This window comes from Lactobacillus taiwanensis (assembly GCF_017894345.1).
In the GTDB taxonomy this organism is placed as follows: domain Bacteria; phylum Bacillota; class Bacilli; order Lactobacillales; family Lactobacillaceae; genus Lactobacillus; species Lactobacillus taiwanensis.
Genome location: NZ_CP059276.1, coordinates 930,517 through 943,703 on the forward strand (window position 1 = coordinate 930,517; position 13,187 = coordinate 943,703).

The following is a 13,187-nucleotide window of genomic DNA, read 5'->3' on the forward strand; positions in this document are numbered from 1 at the left end:
GCTAAAATATTTGCTAAGGAGACACGAGACTTATGATTAATGTAATTACTGGTAGACAAGTAGACAACTTGCAAAATGAAATAATTGATCAAGCTGTTAGGTCATATTACCAAGATAAAACGCACGATGTATTTATTATCGTGCCAAACCATATTAAGTTTACCACAGAAGTACGCGCACTTAGCAAGCTCTCTGTTTTAACAAATAAAAAACAAGTAGCAGTTAATAAATTGCATATTCTTTCATTTTCACGATTAGCTTGGTATTTCTTAAAAGATGAAGCAATTAGATTGCCTCAAATTCTTGATGATGCCGCTAGTGTAATGCTTTTAGAACAAATTGTTACTGACTATCAAGATGAATTAAAGTTGTTCCAGAATAAAACACAAATTACATCTGGTGCATTAAAACAAATGTATGAGGCTATTCTATCTGTTAGAGCCGGAAATATTGAACTAGAGAATATTGATAATGAAAAATTAAATGAAGAAACGCGTTACAAAATTCATGATCTTCAAATTGTTTATGATGAATTTATCGAACGATTATCAGAAAAATTTGCTACAAAAGATGAAATGCAGTTATTACTTAACGAATTTTTAGCTAAAAGTAATAATTTAAGTAAGATGGATTTCTATTTTTCTGACTTTTCACACTTTTCTCTACAGGAATTAACCTCAGTGCGGTTAATTTCAAAAAAGGCTAATAGTACTACTTTAGCTTTTAAAACAAAAATTGGAAAAATAAATACAAATGCTGAACCAGGAGATTATGATTACGTAGTTCAACGGACAATTAAACAATTAGAACATTTTTGGCAAAATCAGGAATTAGATTATCAATGTCAAGAATTCCCATTATCTTCATCTAGTCCAAGTTCTTTATTAAACGAAATTTGGACTAAAACCGGTAATTTTGATGAACAAGTAAGTAAGTTTTTACAGCCAGTTAAGGCAGATTCACGTTATGCAGAAGCTTATTTTGTGGCTCGAACAATCTATCAACAAGTAGCTTTAAATAATTATCGCTATCAGGATTTTTTAGTTTTGGCACCTAACTTAAGTGAATATGAAACATATCTAACACCAATTTTACGTCAGAATAATATTCCATTCTTTAATGACTTACAAAAAGAGATGAAATATCATCCCTTAGTGGTTGCTGTTGAAAATTTACAGCAAATCTTTAACCGTGGATTTCAAACTGATAATGTAATTGCTTTAATGAAAACGCAGCTTTTCATCCCTGAATGGTATAAAAGTTCTGCGCGCTTTCAAAATGATGTTGACTTACTTGAAAATTTTGTTTTAGCACATGGAATTAAAGGTACTCTCTGGACAAAACCACTAAAGAACTTTGTTGATGCCAATGTAATTGCCTTAGATAAATCTGAACAAGAAGTAGAGGAACTAGATCACTTAAGAAAATATTTCGTTGATATTTTAAGTACTTTCTTTAAAAATTTAGAAGACGAAAAAGATCCTCAGACAGCAGTTACAATCTTTTGGAACTTTTTAATAAAAAATCGAGTAGCTAAAAGACTAGAAGCTTGGCGAAAAGAAGCAAACGATGCTGGAGATTTGCAACTTGCTCAGCAGCCAGAACAAGTTTGGTCAACTTTAAATGATTTATTGAAAGATTATCTATTAGTAGCAAAAGAATTTTCATTAGATCAGTTCTTTGAATTGCTAATTAGTGGTTTTAGCGAAGCAAACTTCTCACAAATTCCATCTACGCTTGATGCAGTTAATATTTCTGAATTAGGAATGGTTCAAGGGCAAGATTATAAACAAGTCTTTATTATTGGTGCAACTAGTAGTAATTTACCGCAAATTGAAAAAATACCTGGTTTCTTTAGTTCAGAAAACTTAGAACAATTAAACGATGGAATTAATGCTAGTGGTTATTTAGAAGATCAGCAGAAAATTAATAATTTAGATCAGAATTATCAATTTGGAAATGCTTTAAGTTTAGCTAGCGATAAAATTTATATTTCCTATCCCGTAATTAATACAGCTAACGAACAATTGGAACCTTCTATTTTTTATAGACAGCTCTTAAGATTAACGAAGGCGGAAGAATTTGCACAGCATGATTTACCAACTAATAGTGATGATGTGCTAACGTTTATGACTAATCCTGAGGCAAGTCTAGGTTATCTAACCTATTTAAAGGGCAAAGAGGATGTAAATGTAGATTCTCTGTTAGATTTGACTGAGAAAAAAATAGGCAAAGTGACACAAAATGTAGTTGAAGGCAGCAATTTTAAAAATGTTCCTGAAGATTTATCTCCAGAGTTAGCTCAAGAATTATATGGAAATAGAATTGAAACTTCAGTTTCTCAGTTAGAAACTTATTATCAAAATTCTTTTGAATATTTCTTGAATTATGGCTTGCATCTAAAGAAACGTTTTGAAAATGAGCTGGATGTAATTCAAGCTGGAAATTATTATCATGAAACTTTTGATTATCTGGTTAAAAAGATAAAAGAAAAAGATTTAAATTTTGCTGATTTAACCGAAGAAAAGCTAGCAGAACTATTAATTGAGGTAAGAGAGGAGTTAAAAGAAAAGGGAAGATATCGGCAACTTTTGAATGATCCTTTTAATAAATATCTGTTCCATAAGCTTGACCAAACAACTTCTAATGTTGCGTATTATTGGCACAGTAATGCAAATAAAACAGCCTTTAGACCGCAATATTCGGAGTTAAGTTTTGGTAAAAATCAAAGAGTAGACGGTCTCTCTTATGACTGGAAAGATGATAATAATGAAAAGAAGGTTGTCGATCTTCGTGGAAAGATGGATCGTGTTGATTTAGCTAAAGTAAATAACCGCGTTTTAGGAGAGGTAATTGATTATAAATCTTCTGCTAAGAAATTTGATTTAGGTTTATTTGCAAATGGAATTTCAATGCAGATGATTTCTTATCTTGAAGTTTTAAAAAAGAATAATAAGTTTTTTGCTCAAGGTAAAGATTTAGACGTTTTAGGTGCCTTTTACCAGAATATAACTAGTAGCTTAGATCGTTTAAGTAGCGACAAAATGATCTTAAGTAACTATCAAATTAAGGACTTAATCAAAGAAAGCACTAAGAAATTAATGTATAACGGAATTTTAATCGCAGATGAAGAAATGCTTGATTTGATTGAACCAGGAATGGAAAAGGATCGAGCAACTTCTGAGCTATATAATAGTGTTAAGCGAAAAGCAAACGGTGATATTAGTTGGCCACGAAATCAAAGCTTTACTCCTGATCAACTTGAATTATTGTTAGCTTATAATTCTTACCTAATTAAAAATGCAGGTAGTGAGATTTTATCAGGTAAGATTAAACTTGATCCTTACGCTTATGGTCAACAGACATCCCTTACTTATTCTGACTTTAAAGATATCTTCTTTTTTGATGCCATGTTAAAAGAAAATAATTACCATAAAATTAAAGCAATTGATAAAAAGACCTTATTGAACTTAATTAAAGAAAAACTAAATTTGGATGGTGATGAATAGGTGACAAATTTTACTAGAGAACAAAATCAAGCCATTAATGATCATGGAAGAGATATCTTAGTTTCTGCATCTGCTGGATCTGGTAAAACTACAGTTTTGGTTGAACGAGTTTTGAGACGTATTCTTTCAGGTACGCCAGTTTCATCGCTTTTAATCATTACGTTTACAAAAGCTGCTGCTCGTGAGATGAAGGAGCGTATTAAACAAAAAATAAGTGATCAGCTTGAAATAGAACCTGACAATCAGTTTTTAAGAAATCAATTATTAGACATTGATACCGCTAATATTTCAACGATTGATTCTTTTTGTTTAGACATAATTAGACGCTTTTATTATGTTATTGATCTTGATCCACAATTTAGTGTTTTGACCGATGAAACACAAGCTGAACTTTTAAAAGAGCGTGCATTGCGTGAGCTAGAAAGTGAATATTTGGAAGAGGATAATCAGGACTTTCAAGACTTCTATGATAATTTTTCAGGCGATCGAGACGCAGAAGGTGCTAGAAACTTATTGTTGCAACTTTATAACACTGCCACTTCTGAACCCAACTACGAGAATTTTCTTAATAACTTAGCGAATTATTACCATGTAGAAGATAAGTTAGTTGAATCTTCATTATGGCAAACACAAATAAAACCGTTGCTGATCAAAGAAGTCAGTGATTTGAAAGATGAGGTTAAAAAGTTATTTACTTTTCCAGAAATAGATGGAGCCGATTTAAGTAAGGTAAAAGAAAATTATGATATATTTGCTAATAGATTAGATGAATTTTTAAAAGCTTTAAAAGATGATTGTTCTTATAATGAAATTCGTGCTAGCCTGATGAACTGTAAATTTGAAAAAACTGTTCGAAAATCAAAAAAATGGTCAGAAGATAGTATTGCCGTTTATCAAGAAAGTCAAGATCTAAAATCAGATTTGAATGATCAATTAAAGAAGATTTTTGCTAGTTTTTTTGTAGTAGAGGAAAAAGAGCAAATAAAAGTTCTCAAGAAGTCTGAAAAGCTAGTTGAAACGATTATAGGAGTAGAGAAGAAACTTATTAAAAAATTTAGTCAATTAAAAAGAGAGCAGAATTTAATCGATTATAGTGATATGGAACAGTTTGCTTTTAATATTCTAACTACTGATACCTCTAATGCACATCTTGCGCGAGAATATTATCAAGAAAAATTCAATGAGATTTTGATTGATGAATATCAGGATGTGAATGCTCTGCAAGAAAATATCATTAGGGCTATCAAGAAAAAAGGACAGAACACTTTATTTATGGTTGGGGATGTGAAGCAGTCAATATATAGTTTTAGACAAGCACGTCCTGATCTATTTTTGAGTAAATACCATGCTTACGGACAAGATGAAAATAGTGAACGAATTGTTTTAGCAGATAATTTCAGGTCAACAAAGAGAGTAACCGAGACAGTTAATGTACTATTTGATCCAATTTTAACAACGAATTTTGGTGGAATAGATTATAAAAAAGAGGGTCAATTGCAATTTGGTGCTGATTATTATCCTGATGATTTACCAACAGCAAGTGAGTATATTTTTAGTGATAAGAAGCGTACACAATCTGCTTATGAGGAGAAATATGGGGATGAAATAGATTTTAGCGAAATTCAGATGGTTATTGCTAGAATCAAACAATTAAAGAAAGAAAATTTTCAAATTTGGGATCGAAGAACTCAGCTTAAGCGTCCTCTGGAGTACTCTGACATTGCTATTATTACACGAACTAGAAGCGAGAACTTACAAGTAATGCAGGAGTTTGCAAAAGCTGATTTACCATTATTTGTTACTGATGCTCAAAACTATTTTCAAACTTTTGAGTTAATCATGATTATGAATTATTTAAGATTAATTGATAATCCTCAACAAGATATTCCTCTAGTAGCAGTTTTAAGATCACCGCTTTTTAATTTTAAAGAACCTGAACTCGCCCAAATTCGAGTTAAAAGCAGAAATGGTAATTTCTATACTGCGTTAGCAAGTTTTGCTTCAGTTAATTCTGATCTTGGTAAAAAATGTAAAGGATTTTTACAACAGCTTGAAACTTTAAGAAATTTTGCGGCAACGCATAGAATTTCTGAATTAATTTGGAGTATTTATGAAAAAACACATCTATTAGAGATCGTTACAGGATTGCCAAATGGGCAACAACGTAGAGTTAATCTGGAATCTTTGTATGAAAGAGCAACTTCTTATGAAAGTGCAGGGTTTAAAGGGTTATATCAGTTTATTAGCTTTATTGAAAGAATGAGAAAAAATCAGAAAGACTTAGCTCAACCACTTTTAAGTGATAAGGCAGATAACGCTGTAAAATTAATGACAATACATGCATCTAAAGGATTAGAATTTCCAGTTGTTTTTGTTATGGGTTTAGGCCATAAATATCAAACTAGGGATTTAAGTGGTAATTTTACTATCGGTAAAGATTCGCTAGGCCTGACAGTAAAGGAAAAAGATTATCGCATTGATTCTTTGGTTAAGTCTGTTGTCGATGTAGAGAAGCGACAACAAATGCTGGAAGAAGAAGCAAGAATTCTGTACGTTGGTTTAACTAGAGCGCAGCAGAAATTAATTTTGGTTGCAAGTGTTAATGATCTTGAAAGCAAACAGAAGAAATGGTTAAGTGAAATTGATCAACGCACTAATACTCTGCCTTTGGTTAAAAAAATTAATGCTCAATCTCCTTTAGACTTTTTAGGACCAAAATTAGAACAAAAGCATGAATTTGATCAAAAAATTGATGATATGACTTTGGCATTAGAAGAACAAGATAGATTATATTATTTGAAATTTAATCTTGATTTTAAGTTAGAAGAGATAAGGGCCCATAATGAGGATACTCAAGAGTTAAGTTCTAAAATAAACACGGTAGTTAAAGATCTTTATGACTTTCATTATCCATTTGGGGATGCAACAAAAACGACGGCTTATCAATCAGTTTCTGAAATTAAAAAGGTTTTCAATGATCCGATGGACACCGAACTTGAAAACTCAAGATTGATTTCCTCAAGTAATCGCTATCTACAACCAATTGATGAAACGCCTACTTTTTTAGAAGAACAGAAGTTTACTGGAGCAGAAATTGGTACCGCAATGCACTTGGTTTTACAATATTATAATTATGAAGGCAGTAAAAACGAGAAAAATCTAGAAGAAGAGATCAAAAAGCTTGTTGAACTAGGTAAGCTAAATCCACTAATGGTACCTTATTTATCTAAAGACGCTTTAAATTGGTTTGTAATGAGTGAGTTCGCTAAAGATTTTTGGAAAAAACCAGCTAACCTACATCGAGAAAGTCAGTTTTCTAGTTTAGTTAATGCGAGTGAATTATTTAATAACTTCTCCGATCCTGCGGCAAAAATTTTAGTCCACGGGACAGTAGATGGATATTTTGAAACAGATGAAGGACTGATTTTGTTTGATTACAAGACTGACTTTGTTGATAAAAAGCATGAAGAACAAGCAATCAAAAAAATTAAGCAAAAATATACTGGTCAATTGCGTTTATATGAACAAGCCTTAAATGAAATGACGGATAGTAAAAAGGTTATAGGAAAATATTTAATTTTGCTTGACGCAAAGAAAGTAGTCCCAGTAGACTAGAGACAGAATAGAAGGGAGATTATTATGAAAAAAGCCTTTACAGATGATGTTTTTGCTGTGGTCGATTTAGAAACTACAGGCACGCAACGTAACCAAGGCGATCATATTATTCAATTTGGTTGTGCGATCATCAAAAAGCGTAAGGTAGTAAAAACATATTCATTCTTAATCAATCCTCATCGTGAGATCCCTCCTGCTGTTGAAAATTTAACTCATATTAGTAATGAAGATGTAGCTGACGCTCATGATTTTCGTTATTATGCGCCTAGAATTCGTAAAATTTTAGAAAACACGATTTTTGTTGCTCATAATGTAAATTTCGATCTTCCATTTCTAAACTATGAACTAGTTAGTGCAGGATTAGAGCCTTTCACTGGAAAAGCAATTGATACAGTTGAATTAGCCCAAATTGCTTTTCCAACTTTTCCTTCGTATAAATTAAGAGACCTGACTAGTCGCTTAAAAATTAAACATTTGGATCCTCACCGCGCTGACTCAGATGCCTTAGTGACGGCTAAATTATTATTAAAAGTAATTAAAAAGTTGGAAAATCTTCCTCAGGCGACTCTTAATACTTTAACGTCATTATCAAAAGGACTTTTAAGAGACACAGATTATATTTTTTATGAAATAGGTCAGGTTGCTCGTCAAACAAAAAGGCCATTAGACAAAGATCTGATTCAGGTAAAGCATTTGATTTTAAAACGGCAAAATATAGCTGTTCGTAATAATGAAGCTGTAACTAAGGGCTCATTTCCTCAAAGTGACGATGAAAAGAAGGAGTTGTTCAAGAAGCACCTACGTTTTAGGCGTGGTCAAGTTAGTTTAATTAATAGACTACATGACTTTGTATATAGCGATTCTGATGATTCATTAGTTGTTGAAGCGCCTAATGGGAGTGGAAAAACTTTTAGTTATTTGATGGCATATGCCTATGAGCTTTATTCTGGTCGAAAATTAGTAGTAGCTCCCCCAACTAAGGTTTTACAAGAACAAATTTTAAAGCAAGAAGTTCCGCAACTTTTAAGAATTACGCATCTAGATTTAGATGCTCAAATTGTTAAATCAAGTAGTCATTATCTAGATTTAGATGGTTTCTATAATTCTCTTTATCAAACTGATAATCCTATTCAGCAAACATTAATCCTGCAAATGGGGATATTAATTTGGCTAACTGAGACTGAAACTGGTGACTTAGACGAATTACAATTAACTAATTATCAAGCTCCATTATTTACGTCAATTGAACATCCTGGAGATGCAAGAATTGGAACAGCTTTTGCAGACTATGATTTTTGGAATTTAGCTCGCAGTCGTCAAGAACAAGCAGATATTTTAATTACCAATCATGCTTATCTTGCTAATCATTATATGGATTCAATTTGGGGACAAAATCCATTTCTAGTAGTTGATGAAGCCCACCGATTTGTAGAAAATGTTGCAAGTTCTAGAAATGATTCGCTGCAATTTGAAAGTTTTTGGGGTATGTGCAGTCACTTACGTAATTTACTTTTTTATGCTGATGATAGTGCTAAGGTTAGGTTTGGAAATAAATTAGAATTCAAGTTAATTCTAGATAAACTGGAAGATCATACTACCGATTTAATTCATGCCATAAATAATGTTCAGAATGCACTTTATGACAATCGACGTTTTGCGACAAGTAGGGAAAAAAAACGCCAAAATGCTATCAGCTTAGGTTTTCAAGGTAAAGATTTATTCAGGGACATCCCTCAATTTAGGCATTCGTTAAATCAAATGCAGGATAATATCGAATTAGTACGCCAAGAAACAAACCAAATTTTATTTTTACTTTATCATCAACAAAAGAATTTATTGACTAGCGATGATGTTTTAATAAAAGATTTGCAAGATGAAGTTGATCATCTCGATTATTATTCAGAACAGAATTACTTATTGCTAGATCAACTAAGTGAACCTAAACAACTAGATCATAAGGGCTTTGTCTTGGAAATAAGTAATAAAGACGATCCTTTGTCTACAAATTTAACTTGGTTAATGCTTGATCCTGAAGAGGAAGTTCAACAACTATATCATTATTTCAACAAAAAATTATTTATTTCAGCTACTTTAGCAGAACAAGATGATTTTTCTTACACAATTAAAAATTTATATTTAGATCCTAAAAAGACACTAACTTATCGAGCAAAACCCTCTTTTAAAGTAGAAAAGCATTTAAAAATTTATGCTCTTTCTGATATTAATGCTCCTGAAAATCCAAATAGTCCTGAATATGAAGAATTTGTAAGTAATTTGCTGACTAAAATTAAAAATTATGATCATATTTTAGTATTATTTACAAACTTAGATGTGATTAGAGACGTCTTTAGTAGATTAAGTGAAGATAATGATACTTTGAAAGATTATGAAATTTTAGTCCAAGGATTAACTGGTTCTAACGAAAAAATAGCTAAACGATTCGGAATAGCAGAAAAAGCGATATTACTTGGAGCAAATAGTTTTTGGGAGGGAATAGACTTTAAGCACAATGGTGTTGATTTAGCTATTGTTACGCGTCTTCCATTTGAATCGCCTGATCAGCCAGAAGTAAAATTACGAACTGAGTCGTTGAAAAAAAAGATAGGAGCCGATAAAATTTTTGATGCTGACACTCTTCCGCGTGCCATTTTACGATTTAGACAGGGATGTGGTAGATTGATTAGAAATGAACGTGATCATGGGACCTTTGTGGTTTTAGATCAACGTGTTTGGAATAAGTCATATGGTGAACAATTTTTAGCAGGTCTTCCTGTAAGTGCTAAAAAGGTAAGCCAGCAGCAATTACTAAATATTTTAAGGAATAGCAAACAAAATGAATAAATATGTGAAAAAGAGTCTTAAAATTACAGGAATTGTAGTCGGAGTAGCTGCAGTAATTTATTTATTTATCTGTATTATTTTTTACTTTGCAACTAAACCTATGAGCGATAGTATTAAGCAAACAAATGATATTGCCCTTCAAAAAACGCCAATTACAACAATCACTAAAAATTATCATCTAAGTCGCAGCGTTGAAAGTAATAGCTTAGTCGGTACTAGTAAAAAAGGTAAAAAGTATTACTTTATCTATCTTCCTCATAGCAAAAAAGCCTATCTTTACCAAGCAAGTAAAGGTAAAAGTGAAGAACAAATAAAGGAAATTTTTAATGACGCTCATCCAGGGCACAGTAAAGTTAAGTGTGAACTAGGCTGGTATAAAGGAGTACCTGTATGGGAAATAACATATCAAAAGGAAAATGGAAATTATGGGTATGTTATTTACGACTTCAAAACTGGAAAAGAATTAGTCTATGCAGACAATTTATAAATTTGTTAAACTAAAGAGTGATTTTTTAGTATAATAAAATTAAATTTAATTAAAAAGGTTGGTAAGTAATGACAGAATTAATCTCAATTAAAGATTCTTCTAAACATGTAGACCAAGAAGTTAAAATGCATGTTTGGTTAACTGATAAACGCTCAAGTGGTAAGATTATCTTCTTACAATTACGTGATGGAACAGCATTTTTCCAAGGCGTTATTCGTAAGAATGATGTTTCTGAAGAAGTTTTCGAAGCTGCTAAATCTTTGCGTCAAGAAGCTAGTTTTTATATCACTGGTACTGTTCACGAAGATAAGCGTTCACACTTCGGCTATGAAATTCAAATTTCAGATTTAGAAATTGTTTCTAACAATGAAGGTTACCCAATTGGTAATAAGGAACATGGGGTTGACTTTTTACTTGATAATCGTCATTTATGGTTAAGATCTAAGCGTCCATTTGCTATTATGCAAATTAGAAATACTATGTTTAAAGCAACTATTGATTTCTTCGAAAAAGAAGGATTCATTAAGTTTGATGCTCCTATCTTTATGCACTCTGCTCCAGAAGGCACCACTCAATTATTCCATGTTGAGTACTTCAACAACGACGCTTACTTGTCACAATCCGGTCAATTATATGGTGAAGCTGGTGCTATGGCGTATGGAAAGATCTTTACTTTTGGACCAACATTCAGGGCAGAAGAATCTAAGGGACGTCGTCATATGACAGAATTCTGGATGATGGAACCAGAAATGGCATGGATGCATCAAGATGAATCTTTAGATATCCAAGAAAGATACTTGGCTTATATGGTTAAACAAGTCCTTGAAAATAATGAATACGAATTAAAGATTTTAGGTAGAGATCCTGAAAAATTACGTCCAACAACAGAAGGTAACTTTACTCGTCTTTCATATGATGATGCTATTAAAATGCTTCAAGAAGCTGGCCGTGATATTAAATGGGGCGATGACTTCGGTGCACCTGATGAAGGATACATTTCAGAACAATTTGATCGTCCAGTCTTCATCGTTAACTACCCAACCACAATTAAGCCTTTCTACATGAAGAAGAATCCTGATAATCCTAAAGAATACTTATGTGCTGATGTAATTGCACCAGAAGGATACGGTGAAATTTTCGGTGGTTCTGAACGTGAAGGTAACTACGAAATCTTGAAGCAACAAATTGAAGAAGCTGGCTTAGATCTTAAAGATTATCAATGGTATCTTGATCTTCGTAAGTTCGGTGGTGTTCCTCATTCAGGATTTGGTATGGGATTTGAACGTACTATTGCCTGGGTATGTCACCTTGATCATATTCGTGAAGCAATTCCATTCCCAAGGCTAATTAACAGAATGCAACCATAATTTAATATAATTTAAAAAGTTGAACTAAGTTAGTTCAGCTTTTTTTGAAAGGAAAATCATATGGCATCTTTTGCCACTATTCAAAAAGAAGGCTTTACAGTTATTTCTAATAGTCTTTTACGATATTACCCGACTTTAAAATTATCTGAAATCGAAGCTATGCTTTTATTGCAATTAGAAGCTTTTAAACAGGCAAATAATTTTTTTCCTAGTGATAATGAATTGTCTGAACGAATGAACTTATCTCCTGTTGAGATTTCTCAAATAATTCAAGATTTAATCGATAAGGAAATAATTGAACTAGGGCAAAAAAGGGATAAAGAGGGTAGGATTACTAATTTTTATGATTTAAATCTCTTGTATCAAAAATTAGATAAAATTATTGATGAAAATGACGCAAATAATGACGATCAATTTAATCTAACTTCTGACGTGGAAGAAAAAAGAAAAGTAAATCCTCTTCAAGAATTGGTTAGACAATTTGAAATTGAATTTGGACGACTTTTAAGCCCAATAGAAAAGCAAGAAATCGCAGCGTGGCTTAATATCGACCACTATAATCCCGAAATTGTAAAATTAGCACTTAGAGAGGCTATTTTGGCTCAAGTGTATAATTTTAAATATGTTGATCGAATTTTATTGAATTGGCAACGTCATGGTCTTAATACACCAGATCAAATTAAGAACTTTCTTCAACGAAACTAGGTGATTAGATGGAAAAGCTTTTATCTGATGAAGAGGCACGATTAGTTTTAAAAAGAATTCTTGCACTTTATCCAGACGCAAAAGGTGAATTACACTGGGATACAAAGTTTCATTTGTTATGTGCTGTTTTAATGAGTGCACAGACAACTGATAAAATGGTTAACAAAGCAACGCCTAAGTTCTTTAGCGATTATCCAGATAGTGCAAGCTTGGCTCAAGCGGATATTAAAGATATTGAAGATCATATTCGAACAATCGGCTTATATCGTACTAAAGCTAAGCATTTAAAAGAGACAGCACAAATTATTACAGAAAAATTTAATGGTAAAATTCCCAAGGATAAAAAAGTTTTAATGACTCTCCCTGGGGTAGGAGAGAAAACTGCAAATGTTGTTTTAGCTGAGGGTTTTAAAGTACCTGCAATTGCAGTTGATACACATGTTTCCCGTATCTCTAGGCGATTTAAAATAGTGGATGAGAAGGCTACGCCACATGAAGTAGAAAAAAGACTAGAAGAATTGTTGCCAGAAGATGAATGGATTAGAACACACCATGCCATGATTTTATTTGGTCGGTATACAATGCCAGCTAGAACTAAAAATCAAGATCCATATTCTTTTTTGCCACCATTAAAATAGCTTAATTTTAAGTACAAAATAAGAA

Annotated in this window: 7 protein-coding genes; all 7 read left to right on the top strand. The window is 32.3% G+C overall.

Annotated features, from left to right (window positions below; genetic code table 11):
• The first annotated feature begins 32 nt into the window (after window positions 1-32).
• The 7 genes from H1A07_RS04490 to nth all read left to right on the top strand — a co-directional run bounded on the left by H1A07_RS04490 (window position 33) and on the right by nth (window position 13,162).
• The gene (locus tag H1A07_RS04490) at window positions 33-3,509 is read left to right on the top strand and encodes a PD-(D/E)XK nuclease family protein (RefSeq protein ID WP_210145468.1); all 3,477 of its coding nucleotides are present in this window, start codon (window positions 33-35) and stop codon (window positions 3,507-3,509) included.
• Window positions 3,510-7,124 carry a helicase-exonuclease AddAB subunit AddA gene (addA, locus tag H1A07_RS04495; protein ID WP_210145469.1) on the top strand — a complete coding sequence of 1,205 codons (3,615 nt, stop codon included), beginning with the start codon at window positions 3,510-3,512 and terminating at the stop codon, window positions 7,122-7,124.
• Window positions 7,125-7,148: 24 nt separating this feature from the next.
• Entirely contained in the window at window positions 7,149-9,965 is a 2,817-nt protein-coding gene (locus H1A07_RS04500) for a helicase C-terminal domain-containing protein (RefSeq protein ID WP_210145470.1), read from the top strand.
• Window positions 9,958-10,452 (top strand): PepSY domain-containing protein, encoded by a 495-nt coding sequence (locus H1A07_RS04505; RefSeq protein WP_210145471.1) that lies wholly within the window; start codon window positions 9,958-9,960, stop codon window positions 10,450-10,452. The genes H1A07_RS04500 and H1A07_RS04505 overlap by 8 nt, the downstream gene beginning before the upstream one ends.
• A 68-nt stretch (window positions 10,453-10,520) precedes the next feature.
• Window positions 10,521-11,819 (top strand): asparagine--tRNA ligase, encoded by a 1,299-nt coding sequence (asnS, locus tag H1A07_RS04510; protein ID WP_210145472.1) that lies wholly within the window; start codon window positions 10,521-10,523, stop codon window positions 11,817-11,819.
• Between the two features lie 60 nt (window positions 11,820-11,879).
• The gene (locus H1A07_RS04515; RefSeq protein ID WP_057719192.1) at window positions 11,880-12,524 is read left to right on the top strand and encodes a DnaD domain protein; all 645 of its coding nucleotides are present in this window, start codon (window positions 11,880-11,882) and stop codon (window positions 12,522-12,524) included.
• Between the two features lie 8 nt (window positions 12,525-12,532).
• Entirely contained in the window at window positions 12,533-13,162 is a 630-nt protein-coding gene (gene nth, locus H1A07_RS04520) for an endonuclease III (protein ID WP_057719193.1), read from the top strand.
• Window positions 13,163-13,187 lie beyond the last annotated feature (25 nt).

Bases quoted from the DNA above. Each gene is read 5' to 3' on its own strand.
- H1A07_RS04490 (WP_210145468.1), top strand. From the start codon at position 33: ATGATTAATGTAATTACTGGTAGACAAGTAGACAACTTGCAAAATGAA.
- asnS (WP_210145472.1), top strand. From the start codon at position 10,521: ATGACAGAATTAATCTCAATTAAAGATTCTTCTAAACATGTAGACCAA.
- H1A07_RS04505 (WP_210145471.1), top strand. From the start codon at position 9,958: ATGAATAAATATGTGAAAAAGAGTCTTAAAATTACAGGAATTGTAGTC.
- nth (WP_057719193.1), top strand. From the start codon at position 12,533: ATGGAAAAGCTTTTATCTGATGAAGAGGCACGATTAGTTTTAAAAAGA.
- H1A07_RS04515 (WP_057719192.1), top strand. From the start codon at position 11,880: ATGGCATCTTTTGCCACTATTCAAAAAGAAGGCTTTACAGTTATTTCT.
- H1A07_RS04500 (WP_210145470.1), top strand. From the start codon at position 7,149: ATGAAAAAAGCCTTTACAGATGATGTTTTTGCTGTGGTCGATTTAGAA.